Genomic DNA, 23,435 nt, shown 5'->3' with positions numbered 1-23,435 from the left:
TCAGTTACCCCCCTCGTCCGCGAACGACGCCTGGTAGGCGGCGAACTGGGCCCGCTCCTCGTCGACGAGCGCGTGCCCGTCCGCGTACACGTTCTCGAAGATGGCGAAGTGGTCCGGGTCCGGCATGGCACGGACCGCTTCACGCACTCGCCTGCCCAACGCCTCGCTCTCGGCCTCGAGTTCCGCGAAGAATCCCTCGTCCGTGTGGTTTGAGGTCTCCAGGTGGCGGCGCAGGCGCAGGATCGGGTCCTTCGCCTCCCAAGCCTCACGCTCCTCGTCGGCCCGGTACTTCGTCGGGTCGTCGGAGGTGGTGTGGGCGCCCATGCGGTAGGTGTACGCCTCGACGAGGGTGGGGCCCTCGCCGTTGCGGGCCCGCTCCAGGGCCCAGCGGGTGACCGCGAGGCAGGCCAGCACGTCGTTGCCGTCGACGCGGACGCCGGGGAAGCCGAAGCCCTGGGCGCGCTGGTAGAGGGGGACGCGGGTCTGCTTCTCGGTCGGCTCGGAGATCGCCCACTGGTTGTTCTGGCAGAAGAACACCACCGGCGCGTTGTAGACGGCGGAGAAGGTGAAGGACTCCGCCACGTCGCCCTGGCTGGACGCGCCGTCGCCGAAGTAGGCGATCACCGCGCTGTCCGCGCCGTCCTTGGTGATGCCCATCGCGTACCCGGTCGCGTGCAGCGTCTGGGAGCCGATGACGATCGTGTAGAGGTGGAAGTTGTTGCCGCCCGGGTCCCAGCCGCCGTTGTTCACCCCGCGGAACATGCCGAGCAGGTTGGTCGGATCGACCCCGCGGCACCAGGCGACGCCGTGCTCCCGGTAGGTCGGGAAGACGTAGTCGTCGTCGCGCAGCGCCCGGCCGGAGCCGATCTGGGCGGCCTCCTGGCCGAGCAGCGAGGCCCACAGGCCCAGCTCGCCCTGGCGCTGGAGGGAGGTGGCCTCGGCGTCGAAGCGGCGGGTGAGCACCATGTCGCGGTACAGGCCGCGGAGCTCTTCGGGGGTGACGCCGACGACGTACTTGTCGTACTCGGCGTTCTTGACGCGCTCGCCCTCGGGCGTCAGCAGCTGTACGAGCTCGGGGTCGGTGCCTGGCGCGTTCCTTGCGGTCGTGCGCTTGCCGGCCGTGCTCTTGGTTCCGGCGCTGCGTCGCGGTTTGCGCGCGGCAGTGCTCTCCACGGTCACGTGTGCTCCTCCGTCGGTCCGGCTACCCGGGTTCGCCGGGTTGCCAGTGCGGCTCACCTGCGCCTTCGCATCCGCACAGGGTGGGTGCGGCAAAACGGGCACAGATGTGACAGGTGCCCCGGCGAGCGCCCTGCAACAGGCACGTTACCCAGTAGTCCACATTTCTGTGAAACCCCTCCTGACCTGCGTTTTTGCTTGGATTTCCAAGTAAATTCGCAAAATCGGGAACTCTTCCTGGTCACAGCCTTGCAGGGGGCCGGAACAAGGGCACGTTATCCCGGTGACCCAGGTCACGGGAAGAGTCCCCCGAATGCACCACGCGCGCGTGCCGCCCCGGAAAGGGCTTCACGCGCGCGTGGCTGAAAAACGCGGGGCCGGCCGGTCAGCCGCCGACGGCGCCGAGGCTGGTGTTGCCCTGGGCCGAGCCCTGTGTGGAGCCCGCGTCGGTACCGCCGGCGTCGGCGCCGCCGTCACCGGTGCCACCGCTGTCGGTGCTGCCGGTCTCCGAGCCGGTCGGCTCCTCGGAGGTCCCCGGGTCGGTCTCCGTGTCGGTCGGCTCGCTGCTGGCCGTCTCGGAGGGCGTGTACGACGGGGTGTAGGAGGGCGTGTACGACGGGGTGTAGTTCGAACCGGAGTCCGAGCCGGTGCTGTCGTCGGAGGAGTCGTCCGACTGCTCCTCGGACTCCTCGTCGGTCGGCGACTCGCTGGCCTCGGCGCTCTGGGACTGGCTGGCGCTCGGTGACTCGGTGGTCCCGGCGTCCCCGCTGCCCGTGGTCTTGGTGTTCAGCGCGAGCGCCACACCGGCCGCGATGGCGATCACCGCGAGGACGGCCAGGATCCACAGCTTGCCGCGGCCACTGCCCCGGTTCCCGTGCCCCTCGAAGCCGCCGTCGTCGCCGTTGCCGTAGCCCGTGGGCAGGATCGGCTGCGGGATCTGCGAGGTCATGCCGCCGTCGTGCTGGGGCATCATCGTGGTGCCCGCGTAGGGGCTCGCGGCGGCGCCCCGGCCGTCGTGCATCGCGACCGGGCCGGTGTTCCAGGTGCCGGTGTGGCCGCCCTGGTCGTACAGCATCTGCAGCGCGTACTGGACGAGTCCGCGCATCTCCTCGGCCGTCTGGAACCGGTCGTCGGGCTCCTTGGCGAGGGACCGCATGACCAGTCCGTCGAGCTCCGGCGGGCACTCGCCCTCGGAGCTCTGCGACGGCGGCATCGGGATGTCCTGCACATGCTGGTAGACCACCGACAGCGGGGTCTCGCCGATGAACGGCGGGCGCAGCGCGAGCAGTTCGTACAGAAGGCAGCCCGTCGCGTACAGGTCGGAGCGGTAGTCGACGGCCTTGCCGAGCGCCTGCTCCGGGGAGAGGTACTGCGGGGTGCCCATGACCATGCCGGTCTGCGTCATCGTCGTGGACGCGCCGTGCAGGGCGCGCGCGATGCCGAAGTCCATCACCTTGACGGCGCCGTTGTGCGTGATGATCACGTTCGCGGGCTTGATGTCGCGGTGCACGATGCCGTGCTGGTGCGAGTAGGCGAGCGCCTCCAGCACACCGGAGACGATGATCAGGGCCTGTTCGGGCCCGGGCGCCTCGGCGTTGAGGAGGAGGTCGCGGATGGTGCGCCCCTCGACGATCTCCATGACGATGTACGGCACGCTCTGGCCGCCCACGAAGTCCTCGCCGGAGTCGTACACGGCGACGATCGCGTGGTGGTTGAGGCCGGCCACCGACTGGGCCTCGCGTGTGAAGCGGGCCTTGGAGGTGGGGTCCTCGGCGAGGTCGGCCCGCAGCAGTTTGACCGCGACGGTGCGGCCGAGTCGTACGTCCTCGGCCGCGAACACCTCGGCCATGCCGCCCCGACCGAGCCTGCGGGTCAGCCGGTACCGGCCGTCGCCGACCAGCCCGCCGTTGCCCCAGTTCTCCGGCGCGTCTGACATACCGCCGCCAGTCGCCTCGGGGTCGGACGGGCCCTGGGGCTGCTGCTGTGCCATCAGTCCTCGCCGTCGTTTCTGCCCGCGGTGCGCGCGGTGTTGTTACGGTCTCCGTCGGCCACGCTACAGCCTTCCCGCAAGCCTCCGGTCCTGGATGAGCCCCTGCCGGGCTCCTCCGCCGGTCCGGGAGGGACCGGTCATCAAACCCGTACCACCGGCCGGCGTGCAAATTCTGTGTACCGGCCGCAAGTCACCTGTAACGCTTCCGCGACGCTTCTTTCTCGTAGGGTCACGGAACGGGCACCGAGCTTGACGTGTCAGTGCCCTGCGGCAGACTTGGCCGGGAATAGCACTTTCGATCAATGGCAGTCAACGGCAGAGAGACGCCCGGCGGCGGACGACGGCGCCTCGAGGGCCTACGGGGGACGCGGAACATGAGCCAGGACGGCGCCCAGGGCGCGCACGCGGGGCGGGCGCTGGCCAATGGCCGGTATCAGCTGCGCGATCTGCTCGGCCAGGGCGGCATGGCCTCGGTGCACCTCGCCTACGACTCGGTCCTCGACCGCCAGGTCGCGGTCAAGACGCTCCACACCGAACTCGGCCGTGAACAGGCCTTCCGTGAGCGTTTCCGCCGCGAGGCCCAGGCAGTGGCCAAGCTCACGCACACCAACATCGTCTCGGTGTTCGACACCGGCGAGGACGAGATGGGCGGCCTGACGACGCCGTACATCGTCATGGAGTACGTCGAGGGCCGCCCGCTCGGCTCCGTGCTCGACGAGGACGTACGGCAGCAGGGCGCGATGCCCGCCGACAAGGCGCTGAAGATCACCGCGGATGTGCTGGCGGCGCTGGAGATCAGCCACGAGATGGGGCTGGTGCACCGCGACATCAAGCCGGGCAACGTGATGATGACCAAGCGGGGCGTCGTCAAGGTGATGGACTTCGGCATCGCCCGCGCGATGCAGTCCGGTGTGACGTCGATGACGCAGACCGGCATGGTCGTCGGCACCCCGCAGTACCTCTCGCCCGAACAGGCCCTGGGCCGGGGCGTGGACGCCCGCTCCGACCTGTACTCGGTCGGCATCATGCTGTTCCAACTGGTCACCGGGCGACTGCCGTTCGACGCGGACTCGCCGCTGGCGATCGCGTACGCGCATGTGCAGGAGGAGCCGGTGGCGCCCTCCTCGATCAACCGGGCGCTGCCGCCGGCGGTGGACGCGCTGGTCGCCCGCGCGCTGAAGAAGAACCCGAACGACCGCTTCCCGAGCGCCGTCGCCATGCGCGACGAGTGCCTGCGTATCGCCGCCTCCCTCCAGCCGGCCCCGCCGAGCATCGTCCCGGGCACCCCGGCGCAGAGCGGCTCCGGCGTGGGCTCCGCGGTGTTCCCGCCGGTCGGCCAGAACACGCCGCAGCCGCCGCTGGGCAGCGTGCAGACGCCGTACCAGCCTGCGCCGACCCCGAACCCGTACGGCGCCCCGACCCCGCCGAACGCCTCCTACGGCTACCCGCAGCAGCCGGGCTACCAGACGCCCGCCCCGGCCTACGGCCACCAGCAGGGGCCGCCCACGCCCCCGGCGTACAACCTCTCGCCGCAGGCCCCGGCCCCGGTGCCCCCGGGCGGCGGCAAGGGCGGCAAGCCGGTGGTGATCGGTTCGGTCCTGGTCGCGGTGGTGACGGTGGGCGCGTTCCTGCTGAGCCTCGCCGTCGACGGCGGCGGTGACGACGAGGGCGGCAGCGGCGGCACCAGCGCCTCGCCCTCGGCGACGAAGGCGGCGGGCTACCGCGGCCCCGACACGGCCAAGACGATCGAGTCGACCGAGTGCTCCGAACCGGAGGAGTCGTACAACGACCCCGACAAGGTCCGGGTGCCGAACTTCAAGTTCAAGTACATCCAGTCGGTCAAGGCCTGCTTCCAGGCGGCCGGCTGGAAGATGAAGATCAAGTACGTGGACGAGAACACCTACGGCGACGGCGCGGTGATGGACCAGTTCCCGTCCGCCGGGACGGACGTCGACCCCTCGGACGTGCCGGAGATCGAGCTGAGCGTGTCGACGGGCAATCCGGCTTCCTGACGGGCCGACGGCAGAGGAAAGGGCCCGGCGTGCACGCCGGGCCCTGTTGTCGTCTACGAGTGTCTGAGGTTGTGCCTAGAGGTACGGCCCGCCCGTGCGGCCGCCCGCGCGGGGGTCGTCGACCCCCTCGTGACCGCCCACGCCCGGCGGCAGCGCCCGGCGCATCTGCTCCAACTGCGCCCGTGCGGCCATCTGCTGGGCGAACAGCGTGGTCTGGATGCCGTGGAAGAGCCCCTCCAGCCAGCCCACCAACTGGGCCTGCGCGATCCGCAGTTCCGCGTCGCTGGGGGTGGAGTCCTCGTTGAACGGCAGGGACAGCCGCTCCAGCTCCTCGACCAGTTCCGGCGCCAGGCCGTCCTCGAGTTCCTTCACCGAACTGGAGTGGATCTCCTTCAGCCGGGCCCGGCTCGCCTCGTCCAGGGGAGCCGCGCGCACCTCCTCCAGCAACTGCTTGATCATGCTGCCGATCCGCATGACCTTCGCCGGCTGCTCGACCTGCTCCGTCACCGGGATCTCACGGGAGTCCTCGTCGGCGTCGACGCCACCGAGTGCCATACCGTCCTGGCCCACGACCAGGATCTTCTGGGCGGTCTCCGGCGACCTTTCGTTCCTCGGCATCTCCATGCCGCCATTCTCTCGCACCCCTCCACCTCATCACCGTGGTGCCCCCCCATGAAGGAAGATCCACCGTTTCCACACGGCACGCGTTCGGTGTAGTCCGGTATGCGGCGCTTTGGCGGGAGTGTGAGTCTGGGGGGCGTGACTCGATTGCGGCGGGGGTTGTGCGCGGTGGGGATGCTGGTGCTGTCGTATGGAGCCGTATCGTCGTACGGAGCCGTATCGACGTACGAGGCCGTATCGACGTACGAGGCCGTATCGACGTACGGGAGCGTCTCGTCGTACGAGAGCGACACGTCGTACGACGGTGTTCCGACGGGCGACCGGCGCGGCGGCGGGTACCGCGAGGGTGCGACGGACGACAAGGGCTCGGCGCACTCGGCGCACCGCAGGAGCGCGGTGGCGGTCCCCTCCTCCTCCGCTTCCACCTCCCCCGAACCCGACCGGGCCGGGAGCCGGGCCGGTGAGGGGCGGGCGCGGCCCGGGCGGCCGGACGAGGAGAAGGGCGCCGCGCAGGACGAGGACGGTACGGGCCAGGAGGCCGGTGACGGCGAGGACGGGACGGACGGCACCGGTGCCACCGAGGGCTCCGCCGACACCGGCTCGGGCGACACCGGCGCCTCCGAGGACGTCGGCGACCCGCAGGACCGGCCCGAAGGCGACCCGGACGCCGACGCCGGAGCCGAGTCCCCGCCGGAGGCCGCCGTGGCGCCGGAGGCCTCCGCGCCGCAGGACGGAGCAGGTCCGGCCGCCGCGGCGGGGGAGCGGGCCGAGGGGCCCGTGCTGCGGATCCTGCCGCTGGGCAGCGGACTGGTCCTCATCGGGCTCGGGCTGGGCCTCGGCCTCGCCGCACTCCGGCTGCGGCGCTCCTGAGCGGGCCCGCTACGGCACGACCAGCAGCACCTTGCCCACGTGGCCGCTCTCCTCGACGACCCGGTGCGCCGCGGCCGCGTCGCTCATCGGGATCTCCCGGTCGACGACGGGACGGACGTGGCCCGCCTCGAGGAGGGGCCAGACGTGTTCGCGCACGGCGGCGACGATGGCCGTCTTCTCCGCGAGCGGACGGGCCCGCAGCGAGGTCGCGCTGATCGCGGCGCGCTTGGTCAGGAGCGCCGCGATGTTCAGCTCGGCCTTGATGCCGCCCTGCATGCCGATGATCGCGAGCCGGCCGTTGACGGCGAGGCTGCGGACATTGCGGTCCAGGTACGTCGCCCCCATGTTGTCGAGGATCACATCGGCGCCCGCACCGCCGGTGGCCGCCTTCAGCTCGGCGACGAAGTCCTGCTCGCGGTAGTCGATCAGGATGTCCGCGCCCAGCTCGGCGCAGCGCTCCAGCTTCTCCTTGGTGCCGGCGGTCACCGCGACCCTGGCGCCGACGGCCTTGGCCAGCTGGATCGCCATGGTGCCGATGCCGCTGGAGCCGCCGTGCACGAGCAGGGTCTCGCCGGGGCGCAGCTGGGCCACCATGAACACGTTCGACCAGACCGTGCAGGTCACCTCGGGGAGCGCGGCGGCCTGCCGGAGGTCGAGGCCCTCGGGCACGGGCAGCAGCTGCCCGGCCGGGACGGCGGCCTTCTCGGCGTATCCGCCGCCCGAGAGCAGCGCGCACACCTCGTCGCCGACGGACCAGCCGGAGACTCCGGGGCCGAGTGCGGCGATCCGGCCGGAGCACTCCAGGCCGGGGTAACGGGAGGCGCCGGGCGGCGGGTCGTAGAAGCCCTGCCGTTGCAGGATGTCGGCGCGGTTGACGGCGCCGGCCACCACCTCGACCAGGACCTCGCCCTCGGCGGGCACGGGATCGGGGACCTCGTCCCACACCAGCGCCTCGGGACCACCAGGTTCGGGAATCGTGATCGCATGCATGAAGGCGACGCTACCCCGCGCCCCCGGCACGGCATCCCCCGGGAAATCGGCGTGCGATCACCGATGGGTTCGGCCTGCTGCCGGGCATCCTGGTGATGCCGGTCGTGATGATCACGATGTACACGGGCGTCTCGCCGCCCCCAGGCCTTCGTCGACAACAGCCCGGTCACCCCTCTGTCGTCGGCGGTACGGGGTCTGATGGCCGGGGACCGGCCGGTCGCCGAGATCGCCTGGTCGCTGGGGTGGGCCGGGCTGTTCGTGCTCGTCTTCGGGCCGATCACCATGCGGCTGTGCAACCGCAGGGGACGCAGGGCCGGTGCGCGGCCGCTCAGTCGACGCGCACGATCGTGATCAGCCGGTCCGTCAGCTCCAGGACGCCCACGGCGGGATCGTCGTAGGCGAGCACCCGGTGGCCGCGGACGACACTGACCACCAGGTCGTCCGTCTCGCGCGGACCGCGGCCCGCCTCCGCCTTGGTCACGGTCCGCTCGACGAGGTCCAGCCCACTGCCCTGCTGTATCAGGTCCTCCATCACCAGACCGGCCGACGGGCTGAGCACACTGAGCCCCAGCAGCCGTCCTGCCGCCCCGGCGCTGGTGATGACCTCATCGGCGCCGGACTGTTTCAGCAGCGGCGCGTTCTCCTCCTCGCGCGCCGCGGCCACGATCTTCGCGGCCGGGTTGAGCTGGCGGGCCGTCAGCGCCACCAGGACGGCCGTGTCGTCGCGCTGGGTGGCGATGACGATCTTCCCGGCCCGCTGCACCTCCGCCCGCCGCAGCACATCACTGCGAGTGGCGTCCCCGACCACGCCCTCGTAGCCCTCGGCGGTCGCCGCGTCGATCGCCTTGGAGCTGGGGTCGATCACCACGACCTGGTCCTTGCGCAGCCCCGAGGCACAGGCCGTCCGGATCGCGGACCTGCCCTTCGTACCGAAGCCGACGACGACAATGTGGTCGCGCAAGGGGACCTCCGGTGCGGGAACGGACACGGGCCCTGGGACCGTGTTGCTTCATGACGGGTGGGAACCCGCCGGGAACCATGGTGCCCATCGATCGGATCACGGCCACAGGGGGCACGCGATGAAGGACCAGGAACGACAGCCCACCGGGCCGGTGCGGCTCTCTCTCGTCAGGTCCCTCTGGTACCGCTCCCGCCGCGAGGCCCGGGACGACGCCGAGGCGGGGCGCTCCATCACCATGCCGGTGAACGTCGGCGCACCCCCGCTCCAGCAGGTGCTGCGCCGCCTCGCGATGGGCCTGCTGGTGCTGGCCCTGACCACCCTGATCGTCTACGCCGACCACGAGGGCTACAACGACAACTCCGACGGGTCCGTGGACCTCCTCGACTCCGCCTACTACGCCACGGTCACCCTCTCCACCACCGGCTACGGCGACATCACCCCTGTGAGCGACACCGCCCGGCTGGTCAACATCCTCGTCATCACCCCGCTGCGCGTGCTGTTCCTGATCATCCTGGTCGGCACCACCCTGGAGGTGCTCACCGAGCGCACCCGGCAACAGGTCCGCATCCACCGCTGGCGGATGCGCACCCGGGACCATGTCGTGGTCGTCGGATACGGCACGAAGGGCCGGCACGCGGTGCAGACACTCGTCGGGCAGGGCATCGCCAAGGAGCGGATCGTGGTCGTGGACACCCAGCGCAAGGCCACCGAAGCGGCCGGCGACGACGGGCTGGTGGCCATCACCGGGGACGCCACCCGCAGCGAGGTGCTGCGACGGGCGGAGGTGCAGCATGCCTCCCGGGTGATCGTCGCCCCGCAACGCGACGACACGGCCGCCCTGGTCACGCTGACGGCCCGGCAGCTCAACCGGCGCGCCACGATCGTGGTGGCGGCCCGGGAGGACGAGAACGTGCCCCTGCTCCGGCAGTCCGGCGCGAACACCGTGGTCACCAGCTCCTCGTCCGCGGGACGGCTGCTCGGCGTCTCGATGGTCAGCCCGACCGTGGCGAAGACCCTGGAAGACCTGATGACCCTCGGCAGCGGGCTGTCCCTCTTCGAACGCCCGGTCACCGAAGGCGAGGAAGGGCAGTCGCCGCGCAGCTCCGTGGACCTGGTCGTGGCCGTCGTACGGGGCCGGCAGCTGCTCGACTACGCCGACCCCCGGCTCACCCAGCTCCAGCAGGGGGACCGGGTGATCACGGTCCGCCGGGCCGTTCCGGCGCCCGAACAGGTGTGACGGGGCCGCCATGCGGGTGTTTCACGTGAAACACCCGGTTTGTTTCACGTGAAACCGGCGGGCCTGTTTCACGTGAAACAGGCCGCGACCCCGGCCGCCGCCCAGGGCAGGTCGAGGAGCTCCGTCCGCTGACCCGCCCGCGCTCCCCCGGGCGGTACGACGGCCAGCGCGTCGGCCGCCGCGACGCCCCGGAGCATCGCCGGACCGTTGTAGTGCAGCGGGACGACATGGTCGCCGCGCATCACCACCGGAACGAGCCGGGTGTCCTGGGGATGCCCGTGCACCTCGTCCCGCAGGGGCAGCGCGTACCGCTCCGGGGCCGGACGGGCGGACAGGGTGCGCAGCAGAGGCTCGGCGAGCGTGAGCAGCCCGGAGACGGCCGCGAGGGGGTTGCCCGGCAGACCGACCAGGTGCTGCTCGTCCTGGGTGCGGGCCAGCAGCATGGGGTGTCCGGGGCGCACCTGGACGCCGTCCACGAGGAGTTCGGCGCCGATGCGGCGCAGGACGGGATGGACGTGGTCGACCGGGCCGGAGGCGGTGCCGCCGGTGGTGAGGATCAGGTCGGCGGAGGACCTGCTGACGGCCTTGTGCAGGGCCTTCTCGTCGTCGCCGATCCGCCGCACGGCGACGACCTCGGCGCCCAGGGCCCGCAGCCACGGCGGCAGCATGGGGCCGAGCGCGTCCCGGATGAGTCCGTCGTGCGGGCGGCCCTCGGTGAGCAGTTCGTCGCCCAGCACGAGGACCTCGGCCCGGGGCCGCGGCACGGCGGACAGGGTGTCGTACCCGGCGGCCGCGGCGAGGCCGAGGACGGCCGGGGTCACCACCGCACCGGCGGGCAGCAGCTGATCGCCGCTGCGGCACTCCTGCCCGCGGGGCCGGATGTCCTGGCCGTGGCTCATGTCCCGGGTCGGGTGCAGCCGGCCCTGGGCGTCGGTGCGGCCGTGCTCGCTGCGCAGGACCGCCGTGGTGTCCGGGGGGATCCGGGCGCCGGTGGCGATCCGGACGGCCTCGCCGTCGGCGAGGGGTTCGGGCGCGGTGCTGCCCGCCAGCACGCCCGCGTCCCGGACCCGCCAGGGGCCAGGGCCCGCCACGGCCCAGCCGTCCATCGCGGAGGTGTCGAAGGAGGGCAGGTCGGTGAGGGCGGTCAGCGGGCCGGCCAGGACCAGCCCGAGGGCGTCGCCGAGGGTCACGGAGACGGGGTCGCGGCGCACGGCCTGGGACCGGGCCGCACGGGCGGCGACGGCGCGGGCCTCGGGCCAGGCGGTGGCGTGGTGCCGGTGGCCGTGACGGTCGGCCGGAGGAGCCGCGGAGGGCGCCCGGTGGGCGGCATCCGGGGTGGGGGGGCCGTGCGTGGGGCCCTTGCCGTCGTTCACGAGGGCGAGCACCTCCTCGACGTCGAAGCCCTCGGCATCGGGGGCCTGGGTGTCCCGGCCCTCACGGATGCCGCGGCGGGTCATCCGGCGTCCGGTGCCGTGTCGCCGGGCCGGGCGGCGGCGGAGCCGTCGGGACCGGCCGCCTTCGCCTCCTCCGCCTCCTTCGCCCAGCGCAGCGCCAGGGCGGCTGCCTTGCGGGAGGCCTCGGCGACGGCCTCGGGGCCTCCCTGGGCCTGCGCGGCGGCGTACCCGACCAGGAAGGTGGTCAGCGGCGCGGCGGGCCGGGCCACGCCGTGGGCGGCGTCCCGGGCGAGATCGAGGAGCACACCGGTGTCGACCTCCAGGTCGATGCCCAGCTCGTCCTTGACTGCGGAAATCCATTCGTCCAACACGTGGTCATGCTCCCTGATGCGGGCCCGGGCGGTGGCGATGTCGTCCCAGGTGTCGCAGTCGAAGGACGCGACGGGGTCGGGGACGCGGATGAGGTCGAGTCCGGCGGTCAGCCGGCGCAGGGGCAGCCCCGTGAGGCCGCCGGGGGCGGCGCCGAGCGGCGCCAGTTCACGCCGCAGGGCGGCGGTCCGGTACACGGCGACGAGCGGCTGGTCGCGGCCGTCGGCGTCGGTGAGCAGCGCGCCCTCCGCGGTGCCCGCGCGCAGGGCGGCCAGCAGCCGCCGTACGGTGCCGGCCGCGAGGAAGGGCAGATCGGCGGAGAGGACGAGGACGTCGTCGGCCGTGGTGCGGCGCAGTCCGGCGTCGAGCGCGGCCAGAGGACCCCCGCCCGGCGGCTCCTCGCGCGCCCAGCGCACGGGCCGGGCGGTGGGCCGGGGATCGGCGACCACGACGCTGGTGCGGGCGTCGGCGCAGGCGGCGAGCACCCGGTCCAGCAGCGCCCGGCCGCCCACGCGCACCCCCGGCTTGTCGGCGCCGCCGAGACGCCGGGCGCCGCCGCCCGCGAGCACGACGGCGTCGTACGCGGCGGCCGGCCCCGGTGGACGGCCTCCGGGGGTGCCGGGGGGTTCGAACGAGGTCACCCCCTGAGTATGAGGGCCTCCTCGATCACAGGGAACGCGGGGAGCCGCGTGATCACAGGGTGCGCAGCAGCACCGCGGGCTGTTCCACGCAGTCCGCCACGTACCGCAGGAAGCCTCCGGCGGTGCCGCCGTCGCAGACCCGGTGGTCGAAGGTGAGGGAGAGCTGCACCACCTGACGCACGGCCAGCTCGCCCTCGTGCACCCACGGCTTGGGCACGATCCGGCCGACGCCCAGCATGGCCGCCTCGGGGTGGTTGATGATCGGCGTGGAGCCGTCGACGCCGAACACCCCGTAGTTGTTCAGTGTGAAGGTCCCGCCGGTCAGGTCGGCGGGGGTGAGCCGGCCGTCCCGGGCCACGTCGGTGAGCCGGGCGAACTCCGCGGTGAGCCCCTCGGCGTCCCGGGCGTGGGCGTCGCGGACGACGGGCACGACCAGCCCCCGCTCGGTCTGCGCGGCGAAGCCCAGGTGCACCTGGTCGAACCGGACGATCTCCCGCGCCTCGAGGTCGACGGTGGAGTTCAGCTCCGGGAACCGGGCCAGGGCGGCGGTGCAGATACGGGCCAGCAGCGCGAGGAGGGAGATCTTCGGGCCGCCGGCGGCGTTCATCGCTGCGCGGGCTCGCATCAGCCCGGTCGCGTCGGCGTCCACCCAGCAGGTCGCGTCGGGGATCTCGCGACGGCTGCGGGAGAGCTTGTCGGCGACGGCGCCCCGGACGCCCTTGAGGGGGATGCGATGCCCGCCGGTGAGGGTGGAGGGCGCGGGGGCGGGCGAGGGTTCGAGGGCGGGTTCGGGCGCGGCCACCGCCGCCCGCAGGGCGTTCTCCACGTCCGCGCGCAGGATGAGCCCGTCACGGCCCGAGCCCTTCAGCTCCCGCAGATCCAGCCCGCCTTCCCGGGCCAGGCGCCGCACCAGGGGGGAGATCACGGCGACCGGCCCCCCGGGCTCCGTGGCCGGGGCGGCGGGCGTGGCCTCGGCGGATGCGACGGAGGTCGGCTGCGCGGCGTGCGGGGACTGTGCCGGCCGTACCCGCCTGCGCCGCGCGGGTGCCTCCGAGGTGCCGTACCCGACCAGCACGTTTCCCGAGCCCTCGGCCGGGCCGCCGGAGGCCGGGGCGCCGACCGCGACCGTGATCAGCGGGGCGCCGACGGGCAGTTCGGTGCCCTCCTCGCCGAAGCGGGCGGTGACCACCCCGCCGTAGGGGCAGGGCACCTCGACCATCGCCTTGGCCGTCTCGACCTCGACGACCGGCTGGTCCACGGCGACGACGTCGCCGACCTGGACGAGCCAGCGCACGATCTCCGCCTCGGTGAGTCCCTCACCGAGGTCGGGCAGCTTGAACTCCAGCACCTGTGCCATCAGTTCCCGGCCTCCCACTGCAGCCGTGCCACGGCGTCCAGGATGCGGTCGACGCCGGGCAGGTGGTGGCGCTCCAGCATCGGCGGCGGATACGGGATGTCGAAGCCGGCGACCCGGAGCACCGGCGCCTCCAGGTGGTGGAAGCAGCGCTCCGTGACCCGGGCCGCGATCTCCCCGCCGGGGCCGCCGAAGGAGCCCGACTCGTGGACGACGACCGCGCGCCCGGTGCGGCGCACCGACGCGGCGACCGTCTCGTCGTCGAAGGGCACCAGGGAGCGCAGATCGACGACCTCGAGGTCCCAGCCCTCGGCGCGGGCCGCCTCGGCGGCTTCGAGGCAGACGGGCACCGAGGGGCCGTAGGTGATCAGGGTCGCGCTGCTGCCGGAGCGGCGCACGACGGCGCGTCCGATCGGGTCGACCGGCTGCGGGTCCTCGGGGTTCCAGGTGTCCTTGGACCAGTAGAGCCGCTTGGGTTCGAGGACGACGACCGGGTCGTCGGAGGCGATGGCGGCGCGCAGCAGGCCGTAGGCGTCGGCGACCGTGGCGGGCGTGACGACGTGGAGCCCCGGGGTCGCCAGGTAGTAGGCCTCGGAGGAGTCACTGTGGTGCTCGACGCCGCCGATGCCGCCGCCGTAGGGGACGCGGATCGTGATCGGCAGCGGCATCCGGCCGCGGGTGCGGTTGCGCATCCGGGCGACATGGCTGATGAGCTGTTCGAACGCAGGGTAGGCGAAGGCGTCGAACTGCATCTCCACGACCGGGCGCAGTCCGTACATGGCCATGCCGACGGCGGTGCCGAGGATGCCGGCCTCGGCGAGCGGGGTGTCGGTGCAGCGGTCCTCGCCGAACTCCTTCGCGAGCCCGTCGGTGACCCGGAAGACACCGCCGAGGGTGCCCACGTCCTCGCCCAGTACGTGCACGGCCGGGTCGGCGGCCATCGCGTCGCGCAGCGCGCGCGTGAGGGCCTGCGCCATGGTGGCGGGCTTGAGGGCGACGGTGGTCATCGGTGGGCGCCTTCCTGCTCCGCCGCGAGTTCGGCCTCCAGCAGGGCGCGCTGTTCGCGCAGCTGCGGGGTGGCCTCGGCGTACACGTGGGCGAAGAGGTCCATCGGGTCCAGGGCCGGGTCCTGGTTCATCCGGGCGCGCAGGTCGGCGGCCATCGTCTCGGCGGCGTCCCGCGCGCTCTGCCGGGCGTCGTCGTCGAGCAGTCCGCGCGTGGTGAGCTCGTGGTCCAGCAGCCGGATCGGGTCGTGCTCGCGCCAGGTCTCGACCTCGGCGTCGCCCCGGTAGCGGGTGGCGTCGTCGGCGTTGGTGTGGGCGTCGATGCGGTACGTGACGGCCTCGACGAGGGTGGGGCCGCCGCCCTCGCGCGCACGGCGCACGGCGTCGGCGAGGACCTCGTGCACGGCGGCGGCGTCGTTGCCGTCGACCAGGCGGCCCGGCATGCCGTAGCCGACGGCCTTGTGGGCGAGGGAGGGGGCGGCGGTCTGCTTGGCGAGCGGTACGGAGATCGCGAAGCCGTTGTTCTGGACGAGGAAGACGACCGGGGCCTGCCAGACGGCGGCGAAGTTCAGCGCCTCGTGGAAGTCGCCCTCGCTGGTGCCGCCGTCGCCGACCAGGGCGAGCGCCACCACGTCGTCGCCCTTGAGGCGGGCGGCGTGCGCGAGGCCCACGGCGTGCGGGAGCTGGGTGGCGAGCGGGGTGCACAGGGGGGCCACCCGGTGCTCGTACGGGTCGTAGCCGGTGTGCCAGTCGCCGCGCAGCAGGGTGAGCGCGTCGACCGGGTCGACCCCGCGGGCGACGACCGCGAGGGTGTCGCGGTAGCTGGGGAACAGCCAGTCGCGGTCCTCCAGAGCCAGCGCGGCGGCCACCTCGCAGGCCTCCTGGCCGGTGCTGGACGGGTAGACCGCGAGCCGTCCCTGCTTGGTGAGGGCGGTGGCCTGCGCGTTGTAGCGGCGGCCGAGCACCAGTTGGGTGTACAGCCGCCGCAGCAGCTCCGGATCGGCCTTCGCGGCCCGCTCGGTGCCGAGAACGCGGTAGGGCTCCGCGTCGGGCAGCAGCGGCGCGGGGTCGGTGCGGGGCTGCCAGGCGGGCGGCGGGGTCGGCCGGTACGCGCCCCGCTGCTCCATGACCGTCATGACGGCACCTCCTCGTGGGAGCGGCTCAGGGAGGCGGGTCGGCTTGTGACCCGCCTCACCTACCGATTGTTCGGTCGTCGGCACATTTTGGCTACAGGCACCCTCAGGCTGTGGACAAACGGTTCTCCACAACCTGAGATGGATGCAGGTCGTCCATGGCGGAGAGGCGGGGGGACATGGCGCGTGAACAAATGGCCGAGTACCCGGAGAGCGGGGAGAGCGCGCAGGAGCCGCCCCCGGCCCGGCCGCTCGACGCCATCGACCGGGACATCCTCCAGATGCTCCAGGCGGACGGCCGGGCCTCGATACGGTCGGTCGCCGAACGGGTGCACGTCTCGCGGGCCAACGCCTACGCGCGGATCAACCGGCTCGTCGAGGACGGTGTCATCCGGGGGTTCGGCGCCCGGGTCAACCATGAGCGCGCGGGTCAGGGGACGAGCGCGTACATCACCCTGAAGATCGTGCAGAACACCTGGCGGACCGTGCGCGAGCAGCTCCGCCAGCTGCCCGGCGCCTCCCACATCGCCCTCGTCGGGGGCGACTTCGACGTCCTTCTGCTGGTGCACACACCCGACAACAGGGCGCTGCGCGAGGTGGTGCTGACCCGGCTCCAGGCCATCCCCGAGGTGCTCAGCACCCGCACGCTGCTGGTGTTCGAGGAGGAGGACCTGGAACCGCAGAGCTAGCTAGTGCTCGGTGCGCAGACCGGCGAAGACCATGCGCACCACCGCGTCGGCCACGTCGCCCTCGGCCATCCCCCGGCCGCCGGGCCGGTACCACTCGACGATCGAGTTGATCATCCCGAAGACCAGCCGGGTGGCGAGCCGCACCTCCACGTCGCCGCGCACGTCCCCGTCGGCGGCGGCCGCCTTCAGCAGGTCGGCGACCCGGTGGTCGAAGTCGCGCCGCCGCTCCAGGGCCCACCGCTCGGTGTCGGTGTTGCCGCGCACGCGCAGCAGCAGCGTGACGTACGGCAGCTCACCGATGAGGACCTCGACCATGCGCCGTACGACGTACTCCAGGCGCTCCACCGAGCGCCCCACGCACGCGTGCTCCTCCTCGAGGATCCCGAACAGACCGTCCAGGGCACGGCTGACGGCCCGGCGCAGCAGTTCCTCCTTGCCGGCCACATGGTGGTAGATCGACGACTTGGAGATGCCGGCCGCCCGGGAGAGGTGCTCCATGGACGTGCCGTCGTAGCCGCGCTCGTTGAACACCTGGACGGCGACGGAGAGCAGGGTCTCCGGGGTGTACGTGTCGCGCTTGGCGGTGGTCATGAGGCGCCGCCCTCCCGCTTCTCGGTGGCGAAGGAGTGCCGGTACAGGGCGAGGGACGGCGCGTAGCGGCCCGAGGGGTCGCGGTCGTGCAGGTCGTCCAGGAGGGAGAAGGCCCACATGCGGCCGAGGCGCCGGCTCCACTCGAAGGGGCCGAGGGGGTAGTTCACGCCGAGCCGCATCGCGGTGTCGACGTCCTCCTCGGTGGCGACGCCCTTGGCGACGGCGTCGTGCGCGAGGTCGACGATCCGGGCGACCGTCCGCGCGACGATCATTCCGGGGACGTCGCCGATGACGCTGACGTCCTTGCCGAGCGCCTGGAACAGGCCGATCGCCTCGGACAGGGTCTGCGGCGAGGTGTCCTGGGAGGCGGACAGGGCGATCCGGGTGGCCTTGCGGTAGTCGAGGGCGAGGTCGAAGTAGACGACGTCGCGGAACTCCACGGAGGTCTGGCCGTCGGCGAGGGCGAGCTGGCCGCCGCCGGGCAGCACCAGCCGGGTGCCGTGGTCCTCCTCGTCCGCACGGACCTGGATGCCCGCCTCGCGGATCAGCGCGAGCACCTCGGCGGCGGGGCCCAGGTCGCCCTCGGCGAGGACGTAGGCGGGCGCCTGGTGCTTCTCGGCGGTGTGCGGCTCGGCGCTCTCCGCCGCCGCGCCGTCGTCGCGGTAGTCGAACCAGCCGTGGCCGGTCTTGCGGCCGAGGCGGCCGGACTCGACGAGGCGGCGCTGGGCGAGCGAGGGGGTGAAGCGCACGTCCTGGAAGAAGGACTGCCACACCGAGTGCGTGACGGACTCGTTGACGTCCTGCCCGATCAGGTCGGTCAGCTCGAAGGCGCCCATCCGGAACCCGCCGGACTCCCGCAGCACCGCGTCGATGGTGGCCGGGTCGGCGCCCTGCGCCTCGTAGACCGCGAACGCCTCGGCGTAGAAGGGCCGCGCGATGCGGTTGACGATGAAGCCGGGGGTGTCGGCGCAGGCGACCGGGGTCTTGCCCCAGGAGCGCGCGGTCTCGTACGCGCGCGTGGCCGACGTGACGTCGGTGGCGTACCCGGAGACGACCTCGACCAGCGGCAGCAGCGGCGCCGGGTTGAAGAAGTGCAGGCCCACGAAACGGCCCGGGTTGCGCAGGGCGCCGCCGATGGCCGTCACCGACAGGGAGGACGTGTTGGTGGCGAGCAGACAGTCCTCGCCGACCACGTCCTCCAACTGGCGCAGGAGCTCCTGCTTGACCTCCAGTCGCTCCAGGACGGCCTCCACGACCAGTCCGCAGTCGGCGAGGTCGGCGAGGCTCTCCGCGGCCGTCAGACGGGCGCGGGCGATGTCCCGGTCGGAGGCGGCGAGACGGTTCTTCGACACGAGCCGGTCGAGGCGGGCGCCGATCGTGGCGGCCGCCTCCCGGGCCCGGCCGGGGACGGCGTCGTACAGCCGTACGGGGTGGCCGGCGACCAACGCGACCTGGGCGATGCCCTGGCCCATGGTGCCGGTGCCGACGACGGCCACGGGGCTGCTGAGGTCGAGTGCTGTCATGTGCGCGATCCTCCCGCACGGGGTTTTCCACAGATGCGGCAGGCCCCCTTGTCCCGACCGATCGTTCGGTTACTCTAGCCCTGACTGGCAGCTCCTGCCCAGGTTTCCGCCAGGTCACGAGCTCGACGGAGAGTTCTCAAGACGAGGAGTTGGTCCCGCATGGCCGCCGCCGAACCGACCGCGCACGATCTGATCGCCCAGCACCGGCCCACCCTCGACCAGGCCCTGGAAGCGATCCGCACCCGCGCGTACTGGTCCCCCCACCCGGAGCACCCCAAGGCCTACGGGGAGAACGGCAGCCTGGACGCGGCCGCCGGAAAGGCCGCCTTCGACGCCCTCCTGAACACCCGTCTCGACCTCGGCCAGCCCGGCACCGACGACTGGGTGGGCGAGGAGATCTCCCCCTACGGCATCGCCCTGGGCGTGACCTACCCGCACGCGGACGTGGACGTGCTGCTGCCCGCCATGACGGCCGGACAGCGCGCCTGGCGCGAGGCGGGCGCGGAGGTCCGCGCGGTGGTCTGCCTGGAGATCCTCAAGCGGATCGCCGACCGGACGCACGAGTTCGCGCACGCGGTCATGCACACCTCCGGCCAGGCGTTCATGATGGCGTTCCAGGCGGGCGGCCCGCACGCGCAGGACCGCGGCCTGGAGGCCGTGGCCTACGCGTACGCCGAACAGGTCCGCACGCCCGGCACGGCGGAGTGGAGCAAGCCCCAGGGCAAGCGCGACCCGCTCGCGATGACCAAGACCTTCACGCCCGTCCCGCGCGGCATCGCCCTGCTCATCGGCTGCAACACCTTCCCCACGTGGAACGGCTACCCGGGCCTGTTCGCCTCCCTGGCCACCGGCAACGCGGTCCTGGTCAAGCCCCACCCGCGCGCGGTGCTGCCGCTGGCGCTGACCGTGGGCGTCGCCCGCGAGGTGCTCGCCGCGGCCGGCTTCGACCCGAACCTGGTCGCCCTGGCCGCCGAGCGCCCGGGCGAGGGCATCGCCAAGGAGCTCGCCACCCGCCCCGAGATCAGGATCATCGACTACACGGGTTCGACCTCCTTCGGCGACTGGCTGGAGGCCAACGCCCGGCAGGCGCAGGTCTACACCGAGAAGGCCGGCGTCAACACGGTCGTCGTGGAGTCCGCCGCCGACTACAAGGGCATGCTCGCCAACCTGGCGTTCTCGCTGTCCCTGTACAGCGGCCAGATGTGCACCACCCCGCAGAACCTGCTGATCCCCCGGGACGGCATCCGCACCGACGAGGGCCCCAAGACCTACGACGAGGTGGTCGCCGACCTCGCCCGCTCCGTCGACGGCCTGCTCGGCGACGACGCGCGCGCGAACGCGCTGCTCGGCGCCATCGTCAACCCGGACGTCAAGGCCCGGCTGGAGGCCGCCGCCGGCCTCGGCGAGGTCGCCCTCGCCTCCCGCGAGGTGGCCCACCCGGAGTTCCCGGACGCGGTCGTGCGCACACCGGTGATCGTGAAGCTGGACGGGGCGCGGAAGTACTGGGAGGGGGCGGACGACGAGGCCGCCTACATGGGCGAGTGCTTCGGGCCGGTCTCCTTCGCCGTCGCCGTCGACTCCGCCGCGGACGCGCTGGCGCTGCTGCGGCGGACGGTGCGGGAGAAGGGGGCGATGACGGTCGGGGCGTACACGACCGACCCGGCGTTCGAGCGGGACGTCGAGGAGGTCTGCCTGGCGGAGGCGGCGCAGCTGTCGCTCAACCTCACCGGTGGGGTGTACGTCAACCAGACGGCCGCGTTCTCCGACTTCCACGGGTCGGGCGGCAACCCGGCGGCCAACTCCGCCCTGTGCGACGGGGCGTTCGTGGCGAACCGGTTCCGGGTGGTCGAGGTGCGTCGGGACGCCTGAGAGGTCGGGACGAGGCCCTACGGGGCGCTCGTCCCGCCACAGCTCCAGTGGTACAGCGTCATCGCCACGCTCGTCGCCAGGTTGTAGCTGGAGACCTGGGGGCGCATCGGCAGGGACAGCAGGTGGTCGGCGCGGGCGCGCAGGTCGGCGGACAGCCCGGTGCGTTCCGAGCCGAAGGCCAGGAGGGCGTCGTCGGGGAGCTTGACGCCCCGTAGGTCGTCGCCCTCCGGATCGAGGGCGAACACCGGCCCCGCAGGCAGTTCGCCGACGACCAGCCGCTCCACGGCGGTCGCGAAGTGCAGCCCCGCCCCACCCCGCACGACGGTCGGGTGCCAGGGGTCGAGCGTGCCGGTGGTGACCACGCCGGTCGCCCCGAAACCGGCGGCCAGCCGGATCACCGCCCCCGCGTTGCCCAGGTTGCGCGGGTGGTCGAGGACCACGACGGGCGCGGTGCGCGGCAGCAGCGCGAGCCTCGCCAGCTGGGCCGCGCGGGCGGGCCGTACGGCCAGGGCGGCCACGGCCGTGGGATGCGGGCGCGGCACCAGCGCGGCGTATGTGCTCTCCGGGACCTCCGTCAGCAGGGCGTCCAGGGTGCCCCGTACGTCCGGGGCGAGCTCGTCGGCCAGGGCGAGCGCTGCCGGCCGGTCGGCGGTGACCGCGACCGGCACCCCCGCCCCGAAGCGCACGGCGTGCTTGAGGGCGTGGAAGCCGTCCAGCAGGACGTGCGAGTCGGCCAGACGGTGCCAGGTGCTGACGGGGTCGGTCATGTCGGGAGCCTACGTGGGGCGCCTACGTGGGGGAGCCCACGTGGGGGGCCTCGGAGTGCTCCGGGGTGCGCTGGCGCGGCACCGGGGCACGGCCGTCGCGCGAGAACACCAGCTCCCGTGCGCGCAGCGCCCAGGCGCCGAGCCGGCGCAGGAAGGGCGTCGGCAGGAAGACCGCGTCCGCCGCGATCATCGCCAGCGAGAAGAACGGCAGGCCGAGGATCACGGCGATCGCGGCGTGCTCGGTCATCATCACCGCCAGCAGCACGTTCTTCACCCGTCGGTTGAACAGCGTGAACGGGAAGGCGACCTGGACGACGACCGTGCCGTACGTCACCAGCATCACCATCGTGCCGCTGCTCGACAGCAGGCCGCCGAGCGCGGGCCAGGGCGAGAAGTAGTCCAGGTGCAGGGGGTAGTAGACGGCGGTGCCGTCCTGCCAGCGCGAGCCCTGGATCTTGTACCAGCCGGCCGTCGCGTAGATCAGACACGCCTCGGCCATGATCACGACCAGGGCGCCGTTGTGCAGGATGTTGCCGATCACGTCGAGCAGGATCCTGGGCTCCGCCGATCCGGTGCGGCGCCCGACGAGCCACCACAGGGCCTGCGCGGCCCAGGCCGCCCACAGGAGCGCGGGAATCGTCCACTGGCTGTGGAAGCCGCCCGTGGCCGTCACGGTGGTCAGCAGGGCGCCGAGGACGAGCCACAGGGCGGGCCCCACCCGGTCGGTGACCCGCTCGCCCCGCGCGCGTGCCGCCTCGGTGCGGCGCGCCCGGCGCGAGTCCAGCGACCACACCCGGCCGCAGCGGGTGAACACCAGGTAGATCGACATCAGGTGCAGGACGTTGTCGCCGCCGTCGCCCATGAAGACGCTGCGGTTCTGCAGCGAGAGCACGCCGACCATGAACAGCACCGACATCGTCCGGGTACGCCACCCCACCAGGAGCAGGGCGCTCGCGAGGACGGCGACGGCGTACACGAGCTCGAACCAGACCCGTCCGTCCGACCACATCAGCGCCGTGAACGCGCCGTTGGTGTCGATCAGCTGGCGGGCCAGGATCCAGCTCCAGGGGCCGTCGGGACCGTAGAGCTCCGCGCGGTGGGGCAGCTCGCGCAGCAGGAACATCAGCCAGGTCGCGCTGAAGCCGATCCGGATCACGGCGCTCTGGTACGGGCCGTGCGCGGACTCGGTCACGCGCGCGATGGCGGCGGACACCGTCAGGGTGAAGCGGTTCACGACACACCTCCCCGGGCCTCGGCGGCCGGTACCGTCCACCAGGGCAGCACCCGGTACGCCGGCGTGGACGACACCTTCTCCGTGCTCCACTTCGGCGGGGTCACGTTGACGGTCCGGGAGCGGACCTGGACCCGCTGGAGCGCGCCGTCCGCGCCGTCCGCCTCCATGGCTCCGCCGCGCTCCAGGCGCAGCTCGACGATCCGGCGCAGATAGGTCTCGGAGAGGTCGCCGCGCAGTCCGACGGGGCGGTTGTCGGAGCCGTGGGTGGCGGTGAAGAAGTCCCAGGCGCGGCGCAGTTCGTTCTGCTGGGTGTGGCTCGGCACGATGTTGCGGTCGATGTCCCGGCCGTCCTGCGCGGACAGGTCGTACCAGCCGGTGGTGCGCGAGCGGCCGTCGTCGGTGCGGATCTCGGCGCGGACCTGGACCGCGATGTTCTGCTGGAGCGGGTTCGGCGCGAACAGCTTCCAGTTCTGTTCGAACTCCGGGTAGACCCATTCGTCTATCGCCTTGCCGTGCGTCTTCGTCACCGTGTTCGACGGCGCGACGTGCAGGAACACCATGCCCAGGTGCACACAGACGGCGACGGCGACGACGGCGAGCGCCAGCGCGGCGCCTATCTGGTAGCGGGGCGAGAGCGCGGCCACACCGGTACGGGACTCGGGCGGCGGCGGGTCGTCCGGGGGCGGGCCGTCCGGGGGCGGGGCCTGCGGGGGCGGGGTGCCGAGGGGCGTGACGGCCGCCGGCGGAGGCCCTGCCTCCGGTTCCTCCGCCGAGCCCGGACCCCGTGCGGCGTCAGGCCCTTTGTCGTACGCGTCCATTCCGCCCCGTTCCCCGATCCCGGTCGACTTCCCGTGCCTGCTGCGTCGCGCAATCGCGAACGGTACTCAGCCCCACCCGTTCGGCGCAGCCCCTCCCCGCCCGCAGGTTATCCACAGCGGTTGACACCTTACGACGGCCGCCCCACCATGGAATGGCACAGACCGAACGATCGGTCGGGAGCGATTCGGGCA

The 23,435-nt window shown here is 72.7% G+C and carries 19 protein-coding genes and 2 pseudogenes; 6 read left to right on the top strand and 15 right to left on the bottom strand.

Annotated features, from left to right (window positions below):
• Positions 1–1,179, bottom strand: a complete 1,179-nt coding sequence (gene pdhA, locus ACYQ8Q_RS23830) for a pyruvate dehydrogenase (acetyl-transferring) E1 component subunit alpha (protein ID WP_460067733.1) — start codon at positions 1,177–1,179, stop codon at positions 1–3.
• Positions 1,180–1,561: 382 nt separating this feature from the next.
• Positions 1,562–3,166, bottom strand: a complete 1,605-nt coding sequence (locus ACYQ8Q_RS23825; protein WP_460067732.1) for a protein kinase domain-containing protein — start codon at positions 3,164–3,166, stop codon at positions 1,562–1,564.
• Positions 3,167–3,540: 374 nt separating this feature from the next.
• Here ACYQ8Q_RS23825 and ACYQ8Q_RS23820 point away from each other — a divergent pair, with 374 nt between their 5' ends.
• A complete protein-coding gene (locus tag ACYQ8Q_RS23820; RefSeq protein ID WP_460067731.1) occupies positions 3,541–5,178 on the top strand; it encodes a protein kinase domain-containing protein in 1,638 nt (545 codons plus the stop codon).
• Between the two features lie 75 nt (positions 5,179–5,253).
• On the opposite strand, the gene ACYQ8Q_RS23815 is transcribed toward ACYQ8Q_RS23820, so the two are convergent.
• Complete coding sequence (locus tag ACYQ8Q_RS23815) at positions 5,254–5,802, bottom strand: bacterial proteasome activator family protein (protein ID WP_358987234.1); 549 nt, start codon at positions 5,800–5,802, stop codon at positions 5,254–5,256.
• Between the two features lie 135 nt (positions 5,803–5,937).
• Here ACYQ8Q_RS23815 and ACYQ8Q_RS23810 point away from each other — a divergent pair, with 135 nt between their 5' ends.
• Positions 5,938–6,669: a hypothetical protein gene (locus ACYQ8Q_RS23810; RefSeq protein WP_460067730.1), complete on the top strand. Its 732-nt coding sequence runs from the start codon at positions 5,938–5,940 to the stop codon at positions 6,667–6,669.
• Positions 6,670–6,678: 9 nt separating this feature from the next.
• On the opposite strand, the gene ACYQ8Q_RS23805 is transcribed toward ACYQ8Q_RS23810, so the two are convergent.
• The gene (locus ACYQ8Q_RS23805) at positions 6,679–7,659 is read right to left on the bottom strand and encodes an NAD(P)H-quinone oxidoreductase (RefSeq protein ID WP_460067729.1); all 981 of its coding nucleotides are present in this window, start codon (positions 7,657–7,659) and stop codon (positions 6,679–6,681) included.
• A gap of 141 nt (positions 7,660–7,800) precedes the next feature.
• On the opposite strand from ACYQ8Q_RS23805, the pseudogene ACYQ8Q_RS23800 reads away from it, so the two are divergent.
• Positions 7,801–8,010: pseudogene (locus tag ACYQ8Q_RS23800) on the top strand (hypothetical protein); the annotation flags it as partial.
• Here the strand turns inward: ACYQ8Q_RS23800 and ACYQ8Q_RS23795 are convergent.
• Positions 7,988–8,620: pseudogene (locus ACYQ8Q_RS23795) on the bottom strand (potassium channel family protein); the annotation flags it as partial. The pseudogenes ACYQ8Q_RS23800 and ACYQ8Q_RS23795 sit on opposite strands and share 23 nt — an antisense overlap.
• A gap of 118 nt (positions 8,621–8,738) precedes the next feature.
• Between ACYQ8Q_RS23795 and ACYQ8Q_RS23790 the strand changes: the two are divergent.
• Complete coding sequence (locus ACYQ8Q_RS23790) at positions 8,739–9,857, top strand: potassium channel family protein (protein ID WP_460067728.1); 1,119 nt, start codon at positions 8,739–8,741, stop codon at positions 9,855–9,857.
• A gap of 68 nt (positions 9,858–9,925) precedes the next feature.
• Here ACYQ8Q_RS23790 and ACYQ8Q_RS23785 read toward each other — a convergent pair whose 3' ends face one another.
• The 5 genes from ACYQ8Q_RS23785 to pdhA (ACYQ8Q_RS23765) are packed head-to-tail and all read right to left on the bottom strand — an operon-like array spanning position 9,926 to position 15,755.
• Positions 9,926–11,314 carry a molybdopterin molybdotransferase MoeA gene (locus tag ACYQ8Q_RS23785; protein WP_460067727.1) on the bottom strand — a complete coding sequence of 463 codons (1,389 nt, stop codon included), beginning with the start codon at positions 11,312–11,314 and terminating at the stop codon, positions 9,926–9,928.
• On the bottom strand, positions 11,311–12,261 hold the full coding sequence (locus tag ACYQ8Q_RS23780) for an NTP transferase domain-containing protein (protein WP_460067726.1): 951 nt from the start codon (positions 12,259–12,261) through the stop codon (positions 11,311–11,313). Before ACYQ8Q_RS23780 ends, ACYQ8Q_RS23785 begins: the two co-directional genes overlap by 4 nt.
• Before the next feature lie 52 nt (positions 12,262–12,313).
• Complete coding sequence (locus ACYQ8Q_RS23775) at positions 12,314–13,618, bottom strand: dihydrolipoamide acetyltransferase family protein (protein ID WP_460067725.1); 1,305 nt, start codon at positions 13,616–13,618, stop codon at positions 12,314–12,316.
• Positions 13,618–14,622 (bottom strand): alpha-ketoacid dehydrogenase subunit beta, encoded by a 1,005-nt coding sequence (locus ACYQ8Q_RS23770; RefSeq protein WP_460067724.1) that lies wholly within the window; start codon positions 14,620–14,622, stop codon positions 13,618–13,620. Before ACYQ8Q_RS23770 ends, ACYQ8Q_RS23775 begins: the two co-directional genes overlap by 1 nt.
• Positions 14,619–15,755: a pyruvate dehydrogenase (acetyl-transferring) E1 component subunit alpha gene (pdhA, locus tag ACYQ8Q_RS23765; protein ID WP_460067723.1), complete on the bottom strand. Its 1,137-nt coding sequence runs from the start codon at positions 15,753–15,755 to the stop codon at positions 14,619–14,621. Before pdhA (ACYQ8Q_RS23765) ends, ACYQ8Q_RS23770 begins: the two co-directional genes overlap by 4 nt.
• 176 nt (positions 15,756–15,931) lie before the next feature.
• Here pdhA (ACYQ8Q_RS23765) and ACYQ8Q_RS23760 point away from each other — a divergent pair, with 176 nt between their 5' ends.
• Positions 15,932–16,441 carry an Lrp/AsnC family transcriptional regulator gene (locus ACYQ8Q_RS23760; protein WP_460067722.1) on the top strand — a complete coding sequence of 170 codons (510 nt, stop codon included), beginning with the start codon at positions 15,932–15,934 and terminating at the stop codon, positions 16,439–16,441.
• On the opposite strand, the gene ACYQ8Q_RS23755 is transcribed toward ACYQ8Q_RS23760, so the two are convergent.
• Both ACYQ8Q_RS23755 and ACYQ8Q_RS23750 read right to left on the bottom strand, forming a co-directional pair.
• Positions 16,442–17,032, bottom strand: coding sequence for a TetR/AcrR family transcriptional regulator (locus ACYQ8Q_RS23755; protein ID WP_460067720.1), 591 nt, complete (start codon positions 17,030–17,032; stop codon positions 16,442–16,444).
• Complete coding sequence (locus ACYQ8Q_RS23750) at positions 17,029–18,555, bottom strand: 3-hydroxyacyl-CoA dehydrogenase (protein ID WP_460067718.1); 1,527 nt, start codon at positions 18,553–18,555, stop codon at positions 17,029–17,031. Before ACYQ8Q_RS23750 ends, ACYQ8Q_RS23755 begins: the two co-directional genes overlap by 4 nt.
• 159 nt (positions 18,556–18,714) lie before the next feature.
• On the opposite strand from ACYQ8Q_RS23750, the gene paaN reads away from it, so the two are divergent.
• Positions 18,715–20,424, top strand: a complete 1,710-nt coding sequence (gene paaN / locus ACYQ8Q_RS23745) for a phenylacetic acid degradation protein PaaN (protein ID WP_460067716.1) — start codon at positions 18,715–18,717, stop codon at positions 20,422–20,424.
• A gap of 17 nt (positions 20,425–20,441) precedes the next feature.
• Here the strand turns inward: paaN and ACYQ8Q_RS23740 are convergent, their stop codons facing one another.
• The 3 genes from ACYQ8Q_RS23740 to ACYQ8Q_RS23730 are packed head-to-tail and all read right to left on the bottom strand — an operon-like array spanning position 20,442 to position 23,243.
• Positions 20,442–21,191, bottom strand: a complete 750-nt coding sequence (locus ACYQ8Q_RS23740; RefSeq protein WP_460067714.1) for a TrmH family RNA methyltransferase — start codon at positions 21,189–21,191, stop codon at positions 20,442–20,444.
• A gap of 22 nt (positions 21,192–21,213) precedes the next feature.
• On the bottom strand, positions 21,214–22,425 hold the full coding sequence (locus ACYQ8Q_RS23735; protein WP_460067713.1) for an HTTM domain-containing protein: 1,212 nt from the start codon (positions 22,423–22,425) through the stop codon (positions 21,214–21,216).
• Positions 22,422–23,243, bottom strand: coding sequence for a DUF5819 family protein (locus tag ACYQ8Q_RS23730; RefSeq protein WP_460067712.1), 822 nt, complete (start codon positions 23,241–23,243; stop codon positions 22,422–22,424). Before ACYQ8Q_RS23730 ends, ACYQ8Q_RS23735 begins: the two co-directional genes overlap by 4 nt.
• Positions 23,244–23,435: the final 192 nt, after the last annotated feature.

This window comes from Streptomyces sp. YKOK-I1 (assembly GCF_054660435.1).
This window is presented reverse-complemented; position numbering and strand designations above follow the sequence as displayed.

Bases quoted from the DNA above. Each gene is read 5' to 3' on its own strand.
- ACYQ8Q_RS23825 (WP_460067732.1), bottom strand. From the start codon at position 3,166: ATGGCACAGCAGCAGCCCCAGGGCCCGTCCGACCCCGAGGCGACTGGC.
- ACYQ8Q_RS23820 (WP_460067731.1), top strand. From the start codon at position 3,541: ATGAGCCAGGACGGCGCCCAGGGCGCGCACGCGGGGCGGGCGCTGGCC.
- ACYQ8Q_RS23815 (WP_358987234.1), bottom strand. From the start codon at position 5,802: ATGGAGATGCCGAGGAACGAAAGGTCGCCGGAGACCGCCCAGAAGATC.
- ACYQ8Q_RS23805 (WP_460067729.1), bottom strand. From the start codon at position 7,659: ATGCATGCGATCACGATTCCCGAACCTGGTGGTCCCGAGGCGCTGGTG.
- ACYQ8Q_RS23790 (WP_460067728.1), top strand. From the start codon at position 8,739: ATGAAGGACCAGGAACGACAGCCCACCGGGCCGGTGCGGCTCTCTCTC.
- ACYQ8Q_RS23785 (WP_460067727.1), bottom strand. From the start codon at position 11,314: ATGACCCGCCGCGGCATCCGTGAGGGCCGGGACACCCAGGCCCCCGAT.
- ACYQ8Q_RS23775 (WP_460067725.1), bottom strand. From the start codon at position 13,618: ATGGCACAGGTGCTGGAGTTCAAGCTGCCCGACCTCGGTGAGGGACTC.
- ACYQ8Q_RS23770 (WP_460067724.1), bottom strand. From the start codon at position 14,622: ATGACCACCGTCGCCCTCAAGCCCGCCACCATGGCGCAGGCCCTCACG.
- pdhA (WP_460067723.1), bottom strand. From the start codon at position 15,755: ATGACGGTCATGGAGCAGCGGGGCGCGTACCGGCCGACCCCGCCGCCC.
- ACYQ8Q_RS23760 (WP_460067722.1), top strand. From the start codon at position 15,932: ATGGCGCGTGAACAAATGGCCGAGTACCCGGAGAGCGGGGAGAGCGCG.
- ACYQ8Q_RS23755 (WP_460067720.1), bottom strand. From the start codon at position 17,032: ATGACCACCGCCAAGCGCGACACGTACACCCCGGAGACCCTGCTCTCC.
- ACYQ8Q_RS23750 (WP_460067718.1), bottom strand. From the start codon at position 18,555: ATGACAGCACTCGACCTCAGCAGCCCCGTGGCCGTCGTCGGCACCGGC.
- paaN (WP_460067716.1), top strand. From the start codon at position 18,715: ATGGCCGCCGCCGAACCGACCGCGCACGATCTGATCGCCCAGCACCGG.
- ACYQ8Q_RS23740 (WP_460067714.1), bottom strand. From the start codon at position 21,191: ATGACCGACCCCGTCAGCACCTGGCACCGTCTGGCCGACTCGCACGTC.
- ACYQ8Q_RS23730 (WP_460067712.1), bottom strand. From the start codon at position 23,243: ATGGACGCGTACGACAAAGGGCCTGACGCCGCACGGGGTCCGGGCTCG.